The organism is Enterococcus sp. DIV0213h (assembly GCF_051711285.1).
GTDB lineage: Bacteria > Bacillota > Bacilli > Lactobacillales > Enterococcaceae > Enterococcus_D > Enterococcus_D casseliflavus.
In genome coordinates this window covers 645,910-663,217 of record NZ_JBIOMH010000001.1, presented here as the reverse complement: position 1 = coordinate 663,217, position 17,308 = coordinate 645,910, and the positions used below count along the sequence as shown (strand labels likewise).

Sequence of the window (17,308 nt, the reverse complement as noted above, 5' to 3'; positions counted from 1 at the left end):
TCCCTTATTCTCTATTACGCAATTTTTCTGGTGTTCGTGAGGTTGCTTGTTCTTGTTGGTACCTGCGTGTCTTCTTCACTGTTGCATAGCCAGCGATCAATAGCAGCAGTGATCCGAGTGCCGTGGCACTGGAACTTTTTCGGGTATTCGTCTGCGGCAAACGTCCCCCATCGCCGCCAGGCTGTGTCGGTCCGCTTGGTGGTGAAGGTTCTGGTTTGTCTGGTTCATAGACACCCGTGAACTGGACTGAGCCTTCTGTATCGACGGAACGCTGCTCTTGTGCTGAAACCAAAATCGTCGAAGCACTGATCACTTGAAAAAAAGCAGCGAAGACTATCAGGTGGACCCAAACATTCCCCCTCGCTTTTTTCATTCTCCCTCCCCCTTTTTGACATCATCAAGCCTAAAAACCACCATTTTTTAGACACCCTCACTTAGACGGTATCCTTGTACAACGCCGATCGGTCTATGCTTCAGTTAGCTTTCAAAAACGCTGGTTTTTACCCTCGATATACTTCATTATAGCTATCTTTGCGATGCGGGAAAAATCAATAAATTCACTGGCTGATGAAATCGATGCCTAGATAAAAAAACAAACCCTCGTTTTAAATGAATTGCTTGACGCAGGATCACTCTAAAATGAGAAATCCTTTGCATAACTTAAAACGTCTGTTATCAAAGAAAAAGCGAATAGCACGTGCAAAGCTATGTGCTGTCTTTTTTGAAAAAACCAGGTTTAAAATAACAAAAAAAGAGGGGCATTCTCCTAAACAAGAATGTCCCTCTTTTGATGAAAACCCCTATACTACATTTTTGAGGCGTTATTTTTTTTGTGCCGCTTTCTTAGAGTTGCTAAACTGATTACAACGAGAACCATGCCTAGCAATGGCAGCCTTCTGCTCGTTTCGCTATTTGTCTGGGGCAAACGAGCGGGTGGTTCCTTCTCGGGTGGTTCCTCAACGATTCGCTCCTCAATGATCGATTCTTCTACTTTCGGCTCGCCAATTTGACCCTGCACCTTCATCTGCCCTTCATTTTGCTGAACAGCCGTCCTTGCCAATGCAGGTGATGCAGTCAAAACAAAGAGTGAGCCAATGGCTAGTGCAGCTCTAAAGAATTTTGGCTTCATCTGTTTGTCCTCATAGATTTCTTAGCGAAGTGGCACTCCATGATTATCTGTTGGAATGAATTTTAAGTGCAGCTCGAATTCCGGGTACATATTATATTCTTTTTCAACCGGCGTCGCATTCCCTGTGAAAAAGAGAGTATTTACAGAATCTATATCCGAACGATCCGTTAGTACGAATAATTCCTTCGGCGGGTCAAACTCCGAATCCGGAACGATTTTTCCATCGATAATCACGGGAAATAATTTATTGACCTCCAAATAATCAACTTCTTCCATATCTCTTGCCTCACTCACCCTCGTGACTAAGACTTGCACGCCTCGTCCGGAGTGGTTCACAAACTCGTGTTCAGGGGACATGATTTCTCGATGGTCAGACCATCGGGTCGTATAAAAGAGCGTTCTTGCTGGGAATGTTATATTGATCCATTGATTGATATCTGGTGGATTAGGCTGGGAAACATCTGTATTATCAAATTCACCGATAATTCCGTCCACTTGGAGTGAGCTTTCATTCCCTTGACCATCATTTCCATTAATATGCCAGTAATCATCTGCAAGAACTTGCACGACACCGCCAAGTAATGCCATCGACGTAAAACACGCAGCAGCGGCTTTCTTCATTTTTTTCATTTCCTTTTCCTCCTAAAATAACTTAATTGTTAACAAAAACTTTCACCTGTGCATGGGTAGTTCTTAGCCTTTCCAGGGTATCTGGATCAAAAATATGCACGTCTGCTCTGGTCAGGTATTCTCCCGCTTCTAAAGGAATCAGCAAACGAGCAGAAGTCACTTCTTGATTGGGTAAAATACCACCTGATTCATAGATTAGTTCCCCCGTCTCTTCTAAAAACAACTCCAACGCAATAGGGTACACATTTGTCCCAGGATTGATGATCTGAATACTGCCTTCGCTTTCTCCGTCTTCAAAATAGGCTTCTGGATTAAGGTTCAATGTAAAATAATCGGCATCTGCGATCTCCTGCGCCCGTTCTGCCAATTCACGATCGGTGGCGTCAATGATATCTGGCATCAAATCGCGACTGGCTAGCGGAGTAGGCGTACTTTGATTGTTTAAGTAATACCAAACACCTCCTAGACCCAACAACAATAAAAGCAATAACCATAACAACCACTTTTTCTTCTTTTGCTCTTTTTCTTCCATCCTTTTTCACCTCTATGTTCTCCTTGGGCAATCCTTAGCAATCGTGTTTCATCAAATGAAATCACTACTAAATAGATCGCCTTTTCAACGCTTTCGTCCTTCATTCTTTCGTTATTTATTTTTTATTGTCAACGATCGATTGTTTTTGTTCGCTAGTATCCTGTCCTATTTCTTCCTATTTATTAGCAGCTTCACTTACTTTTTAAAATGATTGCTTTTTCTCAAACAAAAGTGTCGGTTTGTGAATCAGCCGAATCTTCCCTGAGAAGAGTTCCTTGGATCGATAAAATGACAACGGTCGATTCCATTTTTCCTTTCCTGTTTCCTTCTCGTCGAGTGAAGCGCAGCGAAGCAATTGCTTCCTCACCATACATCCTCTTCTAGCAAACATGTGAAAATATGAGCGAAAAATAGCCTTTCGTTCAAGAAAAAAGAACTAGATTGCCTAATCCTTGCCTCTTTTTTCCCATCAAACCTAGGCAGAGCAAAGCAGCACTTTGATCGAATCAAGCGAATCCTTGTTGACGCTATCATTATAACGAGCTTTTTCTCAAAACTGAAATCAAGGATTTCACTGCCCAGTGAATTATGTGCATGGACTAAATTTAAACGAAAAAATAACCAATGATGTAGCTGCTAAGACGGTTGCTGTAAAGAGGTTTTTCACAATCTCTCTCTTTTTCTCCCATGTCTCTTTTTTCGCTCCGCGACATGCTGAGAAGCTCGCTTGATGCGACAGAAACCTTAAGAATTTCTCAATTTCCTGTAAAAAACACGCTGCTGATAGTTTGAAAAAAGCCTCATTTGTTTGCACTAAAAAAGCAGCAAACGTCACTCCTTGATTTTCACCAAAGGGAGCAAGCATTTGCTGCCGATTCTCTTATGTTAAGTAGCCCCTACGAAAAGGATCGTCTGGGTCGTTTCATTTATGTATGTTGTTTCTTACAAACAAGCTATTTCTTCCTATTTAAAAAAAACGCTTCTTTGCAGATCCTTGTGCTTTACCTATTGATCATTCTCTTAAAGATTGTTTCCCTTTCCTCGTGCTGCCGTGCTGCACCCAAAAATACATAACCAGCAGAAAGAAATAACCCAGCAAAAGAATGATTTGTCCCAATTGAAACCAGCTGCGAAGGATCACAGATATGCTGGGAAAGAAATAATATATGCCATATTGTGCCACCGATATGCCTACCGATAAGCAGGCAAAAATGATAAAAAGTTTCATTCCATTGATGTCCTACCTTCATGCGCTTTTTGTATTCTTTATGACTTGTCTTACAAGGTACCTCGTTTCGCCGAAAAGGTCAATCAGCGTTCGTCATTGTCACGATCCTGACCAGTTAGTCTAACGTTTCTAAAAAAAGCTCTTACTCAAGCAAGGAAGACCAACCAATTGCCTTCCCCACTGCGTTGTTTGAGTAGCCCTTTTGCTCTTGGTTATTCTCAAGGGTTCTTACCACCTGAAAATCGTCCGTTTCGCCCCACTACTACTCTTCATTTCTATCCCCAAAAACGCTCTATCTATAAAACTTCCCCAATAGTCTATTGCTCGTCATCGTTTTCCATTTCTTGCACGCTTTTCTCCCAAACCTCACAACTCGGCGCACCAAGAATGAATGTTCAGGACTCTGCTAAATGTTCGCTCAAATAAATCAAGCCCATTTTAGGTTTTTGCGTTAGCTTTGCCCCCGTGATCTCACGATAAAAATACTTATGGTCATTTTCAATCATTTCAATGACTTCTTCCTCACTCATCCCAAGGTCATCTAGCAATCCTTCTTTGCGATTGTTGCTGATTTCCATCAATATTTGCAATTGTGCATCAATCGCCAATAGACGGCCCCATTGAACAAACAGGTTTTCTTCCTTGCTATGAAAAATCGTTAAAAACTCTTTTGCTAACCGATGATAAAAGGCATTTATTTTTGGAAAAAAGCGTAACACCCCTTGTTTTTCTAGCTCTGTTTGAAAATGCGCCAAATATTCTTCTGCTCCCGCTATCTTTTCTGCCAGCATATTAGCCTCCTCGTAATCTATCTGTACGATCGTTCCCAGTTTCCCTCTTCTAGTAACCGTAGATTTTCTTCAACCAATCAATGTCTTTTCCTTCTATCTCATTCGTGGATAGCCTTCAACTACACTTCATTTTTAGGTATTGATGGCACATTCACGCACTTGCTAGTTCCATTTATTTTCCATCTTCTCTCTTTTGATCCAACCAACAATTCACAGGTTTCCTCTTGAGAAAAAACAAATACTCCTAAGCATCGGACTATGGTCTCACTATAGCGTCAAATCTCTTTAAAAAAAAATAGCAATTTTCACCTGTCGGTGAAAAAACCTACATTGTTCCAAATAGTTTCAAACGTTTACATCCATTAGAATAATAAAAACTTTGTATTTAGTCAAATAAATTAAAAATAAACATAAAAATTGAAGTATTTTAACCAATTGTTTATAATATGATTAATTCTTTTTTAAATTCAACGGGGGCATCTATGAAAAATTTTCAGTTAAAATTTATCAAAAATCGTTCTTTAATTCGACGATTGCAATTATTAAATGAATTTGAGAAGAATCCGTCTTCAACATTGGGCGATTTATCAGAAGTAACAAAAAGCAGTACTCGCACGATCATTGCGGACATTGCTATGATTCGTGAACATTTCAATGATGCAATCGAAATCTACTCCTCGAAGTTTGGTTATTTATTTGAAGAACTGGATCCCGAGGCATATATCAAACAAAAACAAAATCTAGTCAAAGATGAACCTTTTTTTATGATTTTAGAAAGTATTTTTTTCGATGAATTACAATCGGTGCTAGATTGGAGCCTGACCCTTAATCTTTCTGAACAAGCATTGCTTGGCTACTTAAAAAAAATGAATGGTTTATTAAAGCCCTTCAACCTTCGTTTGTCAACGAATCCAGTCACACTGGTGGGTTCTGAGATCGATATTCGCCGCTTTTTTTGTCTGTTTTATTACGAGTCCGATATCAATGTCAATACGATCTTCCCGTCATTGGATGTCCAAGATGCCGTGATTGAGATCACGAATCTTTTGCATTCAAAAAAACAGCCAGCTTCTACCTTTTCTTACTTTTCCTATATCCTCTACATTACGCTGGAACGCAGCAAGAAAGGGTTGCAGGTCGAACTTTCTCCTGAGCTGAAGGAGATTTTTTATGCTTACGATTCATTGATTTCACCCGATACGTTGACGGAGATCCTTTATTCTTATTTTCATTATCGCCTACCTGAAGATGAAATCATTTATTTGCTTCTTTGCCTTATCTGTCGCCGAAAAATCAATCATCCTTCGATCGAAGAATTTTGCCAAACCTACAATCGCTGGCCTGAGATCAAACAAGTGGCAAAAGATTTCTATGCCATCAATCGCGGCAATTCCTACGATGAACAAAAAGACTTGTACTGGTTAGAGTCGTTTTTTACGATCGTGAAAATACGCGACATGCTCTCTCCCATCATGAACGTCAATATTGACGATCTTACCCAATTCGTCAAAGACAAGTTTTCCTACGAATATAAGAGAAACTATGCATTTTTGGCAAAGCATAAGCTAGTCAAAAAGCTGTATTCGCCCTCCTATCTCGAAGACTTTTGTGCCAGTCTAACGATTCACATGGAAGCGATCAAAGAAGAAAATTGGGGGACACAACGGACGATCGCCGTAATTTTTGAAGGAAATGAATATGTCTGCGAATATGCCGAAAGTATCGTACGGAAATATCTAGGACGCTTCCACACGTTGTATTATCCTGATGCCAGCGAACTCTCCCCAGCCTATTTAAAGGAAAAACAAATTGATCTGCTAGTAACCAACTATTCGGAATATACGATGGAATATTTGCTTGAAGTCGAGTGTATCTTACTAAAATCTTTTCCAGATGCCACGGATTGGAATCGATTACTTAACCAAATCAATCCACGAATCTTGCGTCTGGTCGTTTTGAACAACGCGTAGGACATTTTCTCGGGCACTATTTTGCGGAATCGTTGCAGCTGCAAATCGTTATTTAATAAGAACATCTCCTACACAACGAGTAGTTGAAACTCTGATCGATCCAGCCGATCAGAGTGTTCATTTCTCGCTGAGGTAGATCAACCCATGGGGCGCTTTTTGGTTCGTACCGATCCCCGCCATTTGTCGGTAATAGACATTTTTGTCCTTTTTGATCATTTTGACGATCTCTTCTTCTGCCAATTCGATTTCTATAAAAATGTCCGAAAAAAAGCAAAATAAAAGAAATTCATTGTAATTTTACACATCTTCTAAAAAAATTCATTTTTCTTTGGTATACTAAACGTAGATCTGCATATCATTAGATTTACGTTGCCCGTTAGTGAAGTTTCAGGCAACGTTTCTTTATGGGGGATAGATAAAAAATGGAAGAGAAAAAGATTTTTGAGAAGCGGTGGTTATTAGCTACCAGTGAACAACGAGAGAAATACCATGCCTTGATTGCCTCTTACCCTTCAATCGAATGGACATTCAAAGAAAAAAGCTACCTTTTATGGCTTTGTCAGTTAGATAGTGATACGTTCAAAACCTTTGAAGCGATTTTTGATAAACTAATAAATGCCAACTAATTATTTTCGCGTAGGCTGTTCTTTCACCAAAACAACCCAATCTTTTGGTATTCAGGAACAGTGGGCATATTTTCAGATAACTCCCTTTTTTATTAGACAAACGAATAAAAGCCGCACCCGTCGATCGTAACGGTTGCGGCTTTTCTATTTGATCTATCCACCTATGTCCTCGTCATGCTGTGTTGCAATACGTGTATCAGGTTGTGGGAACGCTTAACGCTTGCCCTAACTGAGGATCGATTTTTTCAATCACTCTTAGCCAATCTTGATGATCGGGAATTGCTTTGAGTAAAAGAGAATCAGTCGATAAGATGAACTCTGATAAATATTCACTATAATTCGTGACCACAAGATCAATGGCGTTTTCCTTCAAATAATCGCTCGTCAATTCATTGATTTTTGGAAAGAATACCCGATGATCATTGCCGACATAACGCAAGAAGCGCGCACGGATCGTGTGACAGGCATAAAGATCACCTTCTATTATCAACGCGATCCGTTTAACTTTTTGTGCATAAAGCTCCCTGATTGCTTCACTATAAAGGGTCAGTGCGGCACAGATATCTGACAGATACTCCTGTTTGAATCCTAGAATCGCTTGGTGCTGCTTCATAAATGCCAGATTTTTTTGATAAGCAGCAGAACCATGCTTTTGCGCTTCAGTTTTTACTTCTGTTAGCAAATGATTTAAAACGGGCGCCAGCTGCTCATTGATTTTCTTTGACAGAAAAAAGGCGTGGATCATCGTCTGGACCTGTTGAGGCTCTTGAAAGGAAATGCCCCATTCCTGCACGAAGCGCTGACTCAGTTCTTCGAGTTCAGGATACAGCCCAAACGCTGCAACGAATTGCTGCTCTTTTTCAGGCTCGGTCAAAGTTCGTTTCATCACGGTCACTAAATAAAGCCACATCATTTCTTGTTGCGGTAGTCTTACTCGGTATAGCGCTTCGATTTTAGGCGCTAAGTTCTTCATTACGGCAAACGCTTCATGCGTTTCGACGATTGCTGCCAACGATCGAGGAATCTGAACAGTCTTTCCCAGTTGATAGCGCTTGATCGCAATATACAAACTATAATAAAAATCACTCGGAGAAACGCCTGTATTCACCAGCGCTGTGGGAATTTTTGAGAAGGCATCACTGACTAACGCGATCAGTTCTTTGGGGGGCAAGAGCGTATGCGGGGTGACATCTGATTCATAATAAAAATCTTTAAAAAACTTGCGAATATTGGCTTCTGATCCACTCAAATTGACCGGTTGCAAGATCCACTCTAAATGATACTTTCGTAACGTCGCAGAAGCAGTATTCAAATAGCGACGCATCGTACTTTCTGATACATACAAGCGCTGCGCCCACTCTTCAACTGAACAGAATTCACCGTGGAAAATGGCTTCCACGATTTGATACATGCCTTCTTCTGCAACAAGCTCCTTTTTTTGAGACAAGTATCTTTTCGGATCAGTTTCCCTAAAATGATAGCCATTGGCTTCAAGAGTAAATTCCGCTGCCTCTTGCAGATAGGTTTTCAATTCCTTGATGTCAGAGCTGATCGTCCGTTGGGTCACATCAAGCTTGTTGGCTAAACTTGCGATGGAACAAGTCCGTTCTCGCTCAAAGGTATTTAACATTTGAAGCCATCGAACGGTCGTTTTGTTTAGCATAAAATTTAACTGCAATTCTCTCATTTTGCCCTCCGTGTTTCTCCTTCACCGACTGGTTTCTTTTCTATAGTACAATATTTGCGTCTATAAAAAAACCTTCCTATTTCCCAAATTTACTTAAGTTGGTGTTAGAATATGTACTTAAGTGAACAAACAGGGTATTCTCTATGTAGACTCTTTTTGTGCAACTGGAGGAATTTGTATGACAAATATGGTTTATGGATACGCCCGTGTATCCACAAGACAACAGGATCTCTCTCGTCAATTGGATTTACTTGACCGGTATGAATGCAACAAAATTTATACTGAAAAGATCAGTGGTGTACGCGCAAATCGTCCTGAATTAAATAAACTAAAAAAACGAGTGAAAGAAAACGATAAAATCATTATTGAAAGTTTCTCGCGGCTAGGAAGAAGTACCAAAGACCTGATTGATCTCGTCTACTTTTTTGAGAAGAAAGGTGTAAAAGTCATCAGTATCAAAGAAAATTTTGATACACAAACCCCTCAAGGAAAATTAATGATGACTGTTTTCCAAGCCTTCAGCCAATTCGAACGAGACATCATCGTTGAACGGACCAAAGAAGGCTTAGAATCCGCACGTGCTAGAGGAAATATTGGCGGTCGTCCACGAATCGATCCCGCACTGATCCAACACGCATTGCACCTTTATCAAAAGGAAGGAAAAGCCGTTGTGGATATCTGTGCCCAAACAGGCTTAAAGCGCTCGACTTTTTATCGCTATCTTAGTCTGGAAAAGGATGAGGTCATTTTTTGAAACAGTAGATTCATCTAGTTTTTCTAGTTCGAGCACTCAAAAGTATAAAACATATGTATTGACTAATAAAAACACAGGGAGAGCTAGAACACCACTCTCTTCCTGTGTTTTTCGATTAATAATAGTTATTTACCCTATTTCAAATATCATTGCCATTCTATACAATCATCTATAGCTATCTATTATTTTCGAATAATAACTGAACAAACAATAATTATTGTCGCAGGGCATCTAGTATTTCATCATAACGATCACTATCTAAAAATTCATCCACTGATTGAAAATGAGCATTTGGTGCTGCCTTTCTCGCACTTTCTTGAAGCTCTTTCTGGGTGATAACTAATGACGTTTCATCTGCGGATAAGTCACGAATCGCAACGTTTGTTACCTCAATATCGTAACCTAACTCTTGGATTTTTTTTCGAACAATTGCTGCCCCCATTGCTGAAGAACCCATACCTGCATCACAAGCAAAGATAATTCTCTTTATTGAAAAGTCTTTTATCAGTTTTCCTTTTTGCTTCATTTTTTTTGTCTTTTCTTCTGCAAGGATAAATTCGTCATTGTTATTATCCAATGCTCGATTAGTTAATTTGTGAATTACTGCAGCTCCGACAAAGGTGACCACAGTTGCAACAACGATCGCAAGCAAAATACCAAAGTGGCTACCTCGGGGAGTCACAGCCATGAAGGCAAAGATAGATCCGGGGGAAGCTGGTGAAATCATCCCCGCTCCAGTAATCATCAATGTTGCGACACCACTCATTCCTCCTAATATAGCTGGAATCAGCAGCAATGGATTCATCAATACATACGGAAAGAAAATTTCTGCAATTCCTCCAAAAAAATGAATAACAATTGCTCCAGGAGCAGTTTTCTTAGCAGTTCCTTTTCCAAAAACCACATAAGATAACAAAATACCTAACCCGACTCCCGGATTGTCAATTGCAAACATCATTGAGCGACCATTTTCAGCTACTTGCTCTAATCCTATTGGTGCAAAAACACCAAAATTAATTGCATTATTTAAAAATAAAACTTTTGCTGGTTCCATAAAAATACTTACTAAGGGTAAAAGATGATGTTCAACGAGTAAATTTACCGCATCAGTCATCATATAATTCAACGTATTAAATATTGGACCTACTATCACATACCCAATGACTGTCAAAATAGCCGCATATATGCCTCCACTAAAATTTTTGACAAGCATTTCGAAACCAGTTTTTACCTTATCTTCATAAAGGTAATCTATCTTTTTCATCCCCCAGGCACTAATTGGACCTACTATCATTGCACCTAGGAACATCGTAACATCAGCTCCGACGATCAACCCCATAGTTACCATTGAAGCTACTACCGCACCACGTGTACCATAAACCTGCTTTCCTCCTGTATAAGCTACCAGTATCGGTAGCAGATAGTTCAGTGTAGGTGGCACGATTTCATTAAATTTTTCATTTGGAAGCCAACCTGTAGGAATAAATAGTGCCGCTAACAGTCCCCAAGCTATAAAGGCTAGTATATTCGGCATAATCATTCCACTTAAAAATGACCCCATTTTCTGAAGTTTTACTCGAACTCCAGCACTTGATACTAAATTTGCATTTTTCATCTTTTTCTCCTTTATATAAAATTTATAGTTATTTGTTTATCACATTGAATCTTGATAAATAAAATATTCAAAGACAGCTTTTTTCCTCATCCCTGTTAAATCGTTACAATGAACACCAATAAAAGCTCCAGTAAAAGCACTTCCTGTAGGTCCTAAGAATGGTTTTGCAATGTAATCATCTGAAAGTTTGTAAGTATCAAATGTTACAGCAAGCTCTTCCCAGTTTTCGCCATCCAATGAATAGAAAAATTGATAGAAAAGAGAATTAACTTTAACTCGTAAATACACACTACCTCTATCAGGTAAGGCGACAGGATCTCTCAATGGCCAACTAAGTTTCGCCCCTTCACATTTTAAAATTGTTAAAATTTTACCCAATTGCTCGTCATAAGTTACCTGTAGTGAAGTCCAATTCTTGCTATTGTAGTAACATACCAGACCAGCACTTTGTTGGTAATAAGTAGGGGAAAAATCTACCACAGTTTCAGCTAAAAAATCTATAGATTCAAATCTACGAGCTAGTAAAGATTGTTCAAAGACGGAATACAGGGATTCCTGTCCATACAAAGTCAATCCTTGTTTTGTTATCTTACCCATTTTTTTATTAAACGGAATTCTTAATGTTTGAAATTCTAAAGGAATACCAGCAGAGAAGTTAGTTCTCTGAGACTTATTAGGCCAAGGGTGCTCTGGTAAATTTGGCATCGGCACGTATTTTGGGGCAACTTTCCCATCAGTCAATACTGGCCAATCATCCGCTGTCCATTCAATTTTTGCTATCGCAGATTCACGCCCCAAAGTACAAAATCCTCTTTCTTCAAATAATCCTTTTCCCTTTCGTTTAATGGGCCGGCTTGCTAAATAAGTGATATACCATTCCTCACTATCCGTTTTGATTAATGACGCATGACCTGTTTTCTGCAAATAATTTTCTGGAGAATACCAAGCGGTCATAATAGGATTATCAGGATGTACCTGATACGGTCCAAACAATGATTTTGAACGAGCAACAGTTACCGAATGTCCCCACTGAGAGCCGCCCTCAGCTGTAAATAAATAATAATAATCATTTATAAAATAAATATGTGGACCTTCTGTTTTCTCTAAATTTGTTCCTTTAAAAATAATTTTAGGTTTCCCTATCATTTGTTCTTTCCGTTCATCATATTCCTGAATAGCTATTCCGTAATTCCAAGGATGATAATTTCTAAAATCATAAACCATATTCAATAAATACTTTTTACCGTTATTATCATGAAAAAGTGAGGGATCAAATCCACTAGCATTTAGAAATACCGGCTCGCTCCATGGGCCTTGGATATCATCAGCAGATATCAAGTAGTTACGTACATCTTTAAAAGCTCTATGTTCGCGCATAATTGAATATACCAACCAGAACTTTTTGTCTTTGTACGTTAAGCACGGAGCCCAGACACCTCCACTATCTGGAATACCTATCATATCCAATTGACTTATCCTATTTAACGGTTGGACAATTAAACGCCAGTTTTTTAAATCTTTTGATTCGTAAATTTGTACACCTGGAAACCACTCAAAAGTCGATGTTGCAATATAATAAGTATTCCCCCTTCTGCAAATTGATGGATCTGGGTTAAACCCTTTTAATATTGGATTTTGGATCAATAAAATCAGTCCTTAAAATTTTTTGAAACCACTTTCATGTAGGTTCTATTTAAAGTATACTTTTATTAATAAATTTGGAAATGAGTTTTACAACGTTAAATTTACCAAAAAACACGGAGATTAAATTATGAAAAAGAGCTTATACAATCATTTAGAGTTTCTACCGAATTTAGATACAAGCGTCCGTTTCTTCTCAGCACATACTCAAAAAGTTCCTTATGGCTGGTCTAGCTATTTAGATTCGCATAATGCTTTTGAAATTCTGCTTGTTTTATCAGGAAAGCAAAAAACTACAATCAATCACAAAAAATATATAGTGAATGCAGGTGACATATTAATTATCCCTCCGGGTATGCTCCACCTAAATGCTTGTTGCTCCGAGGAAGGATTACGCTACTTTACAGCTCATTTCGATATTGACGAACCCATATTGCGATATGTATTAATGAAGAATATTCCTTTGATATTTGAGAAACACACAGCTGAAAACACTACATTACAAGTCATTATCAACGATTGGATCGATCTCTATGATAAAGCACCTAGCTTTTCACTTTCTGATAAAATCTTAACCATTCAAATTTTAACTAGACTGATTTTCGAACTTATTAAATTTACTGAACTTGATCCAAAAAAAAATGCGAACATTCAAACTCTGAGTATTGCTAGAAGTATTGCAGAAGTTATCCACCATAACTTTCATCATTTTTTTGAAAGGAAGAATACCGAAAAAATCGATATCTTGATAAAAAAAATTTATTCTGAGGCGAATGTTTCCCCAAGCTATGGTCTTGAAGCTTTTAAAAAAATTTACGGCATTTCACCAAAAAATTATCTAGATTCTCTTAAACTAAAAGAAGCAAAGAGATTATTAACTATCCCTGATATTACAATTGAAAGTATCTCGGAAAGATTGGGCTACTCACATACAGCACATTTTAGTCGTCAATTTAAAAAATGGGTAGGTGTTTCGCCAAACACGTATCGGAAAACAAATATTGCAATTTTTTTGTCATAAATAATTGTTTAATAGCAAAAAGGAGTAGAGTACCAGCCAATTTACTGATATTCCACTCCTTTATTGTATTTTTCTATTTAGACTTTTCTTTACTCTTTACTAATTGTCCAAATATGAAATTATCACCAATGCTTAGTGTAAAATTTTCTTCGGAAATAAAAACCGGAGAAACCGAGTCCTACTAGGAAAAGACCACAAAAGACGATTGGAAAACTAGGTTCTTCTCCTGTATTTGGTAGCTCTTTATCAACTTTACTATTCTTTTGTTTCACTAAATTGTTTTGATCATTTAGATTACTATTGCGCGATGATTGTTTGGTTGATGCTTTTTTGTCTAAATCATCATCTTTTTTTACAGGTTCTTCATTATTGGGATTTGGTCCAGAGGCTTCTGGGAGTTGTAAAGCTGGTTTCTCACTTGGTAACGACTCATCTGGATTTTCATCTAAATTTGATTGAACCACGATAATCGCTTTAACTGTCAAAGAACCATAATGATAAGTAACTTTGTATCTCCCAACTGTATCGGTGTTCACTGTGCCGTTGACTTCTACTTCTGAAAAGGCTACTTCTTTGCCATCACGATCGATGGCAGAATCAATGTTTGTTTCTGGCAGCCATTCATCGCCTTGCTTGATCGTTGAATCGTGAACTTTCAGGGTCGTTTGATCCGCTTTGACGGTGATTATGGCTTTGCTTTCGATTCCGTGATAGCTGTAAATGACCTCATACTTGCCTGCTTTCATTGTGTCCACTTTGCCTGTAACGATGATATCCCCAAAAGCAACAGGTTTACCATCTCGATCTGTTGCGCTATCGAAGTTGTCTTTGGCTGTCCAGTTTTCTCCTGTGTACAACTCGCTATCGTGAACTTTAACTGTCGTTTGATCCGCTTTTACGGTGATAGTGGCTTTGCTTTCTATTCCGTTATAGCTGTAAATAACCACGTATTCACCAGCTTTTGTTGTATCTCCTTTGCCTGTAACAGTGATATCCCCAAAAGCAACAGGTTTACCATCCCGATCTGTTGCGCTATCGAAGTTGTCTTTGGCTGTCCAGTTTTCTCCTGTGTACAACTCGCTATTGTGGACTTTAACTGTCGTTTGATCCGTTTTGACGGTGATAAGGGCTTTGCTTTCTACGCCATGATAGCCGTAACTGACTTCATACTTGCCTGCTTGCGTTGTATCGACAGTCCCCGTGACAGTGATATCCCCAAAAGCAACAGATGAACCGTCTTTATCTGTTGCACTATCGAAATTATCCTTAGCTTTCCAGTTATCCCCTGTGTACAACTCGCTATCATGAGCAGTCACGTTGGTTTGATCGGCTTTGACGGTGATAATGGCTTTGTTTTCTACGCCATGATAGCCGTAACTGACTTCATACTTGCCTGCTTGCGTTGTATCGACAGTCCCTGTGACAGTGATATCCCCAAATTCAACAGGTTTACCATCTCTATCCGTTGCACTATCGAAGTTGTCCTTGGCTGTCCAATTTTCCCCTGTGTACAACTCGCTATTGTGGACTTTGACTGTGGTTTGATCGGCTTTGACGGTGATAATGGCTTTGCTTTCTACACCGTGATAGCTGTAAATGACCTCGTATTCACCAGCTTTTGTTGTATCTCCTTTGCCTGTAACAGTGATATCCCCAAAATCAACAGGTTTACCATCCCGATCCGTTGCGCTGTCAAAGTTGTCTTTGGCTGTCCAGTTTTCTCCTGTGTACAACTCGCTATCGTGAACTTTAACTGTCGTTTGATCGGCTTTGACGGTGATAATGGCTTTGCTTTCTACACCGTGATAGCTGTAAGTGACCTCGTACTTGCCTGCTTTTGTTGTGTCGACTGTCCCCGTGACAGTGATATCCTCGTATTCCACAGCTGAACCATCTCTATCCGTTGCGCTGTCGAAGTTGTCCTTGGCTTCCCATTGTTCCCCTGTGTACAACTCGCTATCATGGGCAGTCACGTTGGTTTGATCGGCTTTGACGGTGATAATGGCTTTGCTTTCTACGCCATGATAGCCGTAACTGACTTCATACTTGCCTGCTTGCGTTGTATCGACAGTCCCCGTGACAGTGATATCCCCAAAAGCAACAGATGAACCGTCTCTATCTGTTGCACTATCGAAATTATCCTTAGCTTTCCAGTTATCCCCTGTGTACAACTCGCTATCATGGGCAGTCACGTTGGTTTGATCGGCTTTGACGGTGATAATGGCTTTGCTTTCTATCCCATCATAACGATACACTACCTCATAGGTCCCCGCTTTCTTGGTATCCACGCTTCCGTCAACGCTCACATCGGCAAAAGCAACTGGATGGTTGTCCCGATCGACGGCTTGGTCGAAGTTATCTTCTGGTGACCAATTTTCGCCGACGTACAACGAAGAATCGTGAACAGTAATCGCAGTGAATCGAGGTTTGACGAGGATCGTTGCCTCTTTGCTTACATTGTTTAAGTGGTAGCTGATTGTATAAGTACCCGCTTGACTAGTATCGACTTGCCCAGACACACTGCCGCCCTCAGCGAGGAATTCCTCGTAAGTCAGTATTTTTCCTTCTTTTGAGACTGCTTGTTCAAAATTATCCGCGGCTTTCCATGTATCTCGTTCATAAACCTTGGTATCTTTCACGGATAGCGCTGTGAAGTCCGTTGGTGCTTTTTGATAGACGTAGGTCACTGTCGCTTCGCCTCGAGGAAAATTTCCTTTGGCATTCGTCGGTAGTTGATTGGTATCAAGAACGTACCCTGGAATTTCTGGAATAAACGCACTTGTAGAGACATTATAGGATTCATTGGTGCTATTATGGATGGTTTGAGAAGGATAGATTTCCATCCCTGATTCATCCACATATTTAACCGTCAAATGGCTATTCGTAAAGCGAACATTATATGTCGCCGTAAACAAAAGGTTTCCGTTAACGTCGGTATATTCTAAAACCGCTGTTAGACCGTAATAGTTGATCGTAAAACCTGTGAAGCTTGTCCAAGATATATTTAATTGATTGGTACCAGTCACTTCACTTGTATACCATAGCCCCACCAGCATGTATACCTTATCCGTTTTGTAGACATAAAAATCTTCTGTCAACTGCGGGTCTTGGTATAGTGTTTGGTGTGCGTATTTTTCTGGGATTGGCAAATCCAAAACCAGTGCTTTATACTTGATCGGATCATATTCTACAGTCAGATCGTAGTTGAAACTCTCGATACTCTTCGTTGATTCTGCAGCGAAAGGTTGACTATCCGTAGATTCTACATTGGTTTCAGCAGATGGGTCAGTAACTGAAATTTGAGTTTTTTCTGCAGTATCAGCTGCGTTAGATTGATTTGTTTCTAGGTTTGAAGTGGTGGTCACCACTTCACTTGCGGTTGTTTCGGAAGATACGACGTCAGCATTTCCTTCTTGGGAATTTGTCTTTTCTCCTGTGTCCATGCTTCCTGTTGAATCTGTCAGCAAGGGAACGGTGGAGTCTATTGATGGTGTTTGCTGCTTTGTTTGTTGTGTTTCTGTTGCCTGAGCGATCGGCCATGTGCTTGGAAAGGTTGTCCCTAAAATCAGCATCCCTACTAAAGCGCTCTTACTTATAATTACGCGTTTTTTCATTTTCATTTTTTCTCCTTTTTCTTTTCCCCAACGTTATTCACACTTATCTTTGTACCAATCAATCCAAGCG

General features: G+C 39.5%; 15 protein-coding genes. 4 read left to right on the top strand and 11 right to left on the bottom strand.

Annotation, left to right across the window (positions count from 1 at the left end; all coding sequences use genetic code 11):
* Nucleotides 1-4: 4 nt before the first annotated feature.
* The 6 genes from IGI77_RS03080 to IGI77_RS03055 form a co-directional block, all read right to left on the bottom strand.
* The gene (locus IGI77_RS03080; RefSeq protein ID WP_438769454.1) at nt 5-373 is read right to left on the bottom strand and encodes an LPXTG cell wall anchor domain-containing protein; all 369 of its coding nucleotides are present in this window, start codon (nt 371-373) and stop codon (nt 5-7) included.
* 432 nt (nt 374-805) lie between these two features.
* A complete protein-coding gene (locus IGI77_RS03075) occupies nt 806-1,129 on the bottom strand; it encodes an LPXTG cell wall anchor domain-containing protein (protein ID WP_413129342.1) in 324 nt (107 codons plus the stop codon).
* A 21-nt stretch (nt 1,130-1,150) separates the two neighbouring features.
* On the bottom strand, nt 1,151-1,759 hold the full coding sequence (locus IGI77_RS03070) for a hypothetical protein (protein ID WP_438769453.1): 609 nt from the start codon (nt 1,757-1,759) through the stop codon (nt 1,151-1,153).
* 22 nt (nt 1,760-1,781) lie between these two features.
* Nucleotides 1,782-2,291 carry a hypothetical protein gene (locus tag IGI77_RS03065; protein ID WP_015509003.1) on the bottom strand — a complete coding sequence of 170 codons (510 nt, stop codon included), beginning with the start codon at nt 2,289-2,291 and terminating at the stop codon, nt 1,782-1,784.
* A gap of 586 nt (nt 2,292-2,877) precedes the next feature.
* Nucleotides 2,878-3,156 carry a hypothetical protein gene (locus tag IGI77_RS03060; RefSeq protein WP_413129339.1) on the bottom strand — a complete coding sequence of 93 codons (279 nt, stop codon included), beginning with the start codon at nt 3,154-3,156 and terminating at the stop codon, nt 2,878-2,880.
* Nucleotides 3,157-3,914: 758 nt separating this feature from the next.
* Nucleotides 3,915-4,310 (bottom strand): DUF7006 family protein, encoded by a 396-nt coding sequence (locus tag IGI77_RS03055; protein ID WP_284592063.1) that lies wholly within the window; start codon nt 4,308-4,310, stop codon nt 3,915-3,917.
* A 482-nt stretch (nt 4,311-4,792) separates the two neighbouring features.
* Between IGI77_RS03055 and IGI77_RS03050 the strand changes: the two genes are divergently transcribed.
* Nucleotides 4,793-6,280, top strand: coding sequence for a helix-turn-helix domain-containing protein (locus tag IGI77_RS03050; protein ID WP_438769452.1), 1,488 nt, complete (start codon nt 4,793-4,795; stop codon nt 6,278-6,280).
* Nucleotides 6,281-6,397: 117 nt separating this feature from the next.
* Here IGI77_RS03050 and IGI77_RS03045 read toward each other — a convergent pair whose 3' ends face one another.
* Complete coding sequence (locus IGI77_RS03045) at nt 6,398-6,520, bottom strand: DUF7006 family protein (RefSeq protein WP_254907890.1); 123 nt, start codon at nt 6,518-6,520, stop codon at nt 6,398-6,400.
* A gap of 182 nt (nt 6,521-6,702) precedes the next feature.
* Between IGI77_RS03045 and IGI77_RS03040 the strand changes: the two genes are divergently transcribed.
* Nucleotides 6,703-6,906, top strand: a complete 204-nt coding sequence (locus tag IGI77_RS03040) for a hypothetical protein (RefSeq protein ID WP_016609736.1) — start codon at nt 6,703-6,705, stop codon at nt 6,904-6,906.
* Between the two features lie 196 nt (nt 6,907-7,102).
* Here the strand turns inward: IGI77_RS03040 and IGI77_RS03035 are convergent, their stop codons facing one another.
* Complete coding sequence (locus IGI77_RS03035) at nt 7,103-8,593, bottom strand: helix-turn-helix domain-containing protein (RefSeq protein WP_438769451.1); 1,491 nt, start codon at nt 8,591-8,593, stop codon at nt 7,103-7,105.
* A 178-nt stretch (nt 8,594-8,771) separates the two neighbouring features.
* Here IGI77_RS03035 and IGI77_RS03030 point away from each other — a divergent pair, with 178 nt between their 5' ends.
* Nucleotides 8,772-9,347 carry a recombinase family protein gene (locus tag IGI77_RS03030; protein WP_060792747.1) on the top strand — a complete coding sequence of 192 codons (576 nt, stop codon included), beginning with the start codon at nt 8,772-8,774 and terminating at the stop codon, nt 9,345-9,347.
* Nucleotides 9,348-9,561: 214 nt separating this feature from the next.
* Here the strand turns inward: IGI77_RS03030 and IGI77_RS03025 are convergent, their stop codons facing one another.
* The gene (locus IGI77_RS03025; protein WP_195961088.1) at nt 9,562-10,962 is read right to left on the bottom strand and encodes a PTS mannitol transporter subunit IICB; all 1,401 of its coding nucleotides are present in this window, start codon (nt 10,960-10,962) and stop codon (nt 9,562-9,564) included.
* Nucleotides 10,963-11,001: 39 nt separating this feature from the next.
* Nucleotides 11,002-12,606, bottom strand: a complete 1,605-nt coding sequence (locus IGI77_RS03020; protein WP_438769450.1) for a glycoside hydrolase family 43 protein — start codon at nt 12,604-12,606, stop codon at nt 11,002-11,004.
* Between the two features lie 127 nt (nt 12,607-12,733).
* On the opposite strand from IGI77_RS03020, the gene IGI77_RS03015 reads away from it, so the two are divergent.
* Complete coding sequence (locus IGI77_RS03015; protein WP_195961087.1) at nt 12,734-13,624, top strand: AraC family transcriptional regulator; 891 nt, start codon at nt 12,734-12,736, stop codon at nt 13,622-13,624.
* Nucleotides 13,625-13,746: 122 nt separating this feature from the next.
* On the opposite strand, the gene IGI77_RS03010 is transcribed toward IGI77_RS03015, so the two are convergent.
* Nucleotides 13,747-17,238 carry a bacterial Ig-like domain-containing protein gene (locus tag IGI77_RS03010; protein ID WP_438769449.1) on the bottom strand — a complete coding sequence of 1,164 codons (3,492 nt, stop codon included), beginning with the start codon at nt 17,236-17,238 and terminating at the stop codon, nt 13,747-13,749.
* Between the last annotated feature and the right edge of the window lie 70 nt (nt 17,239-17,308).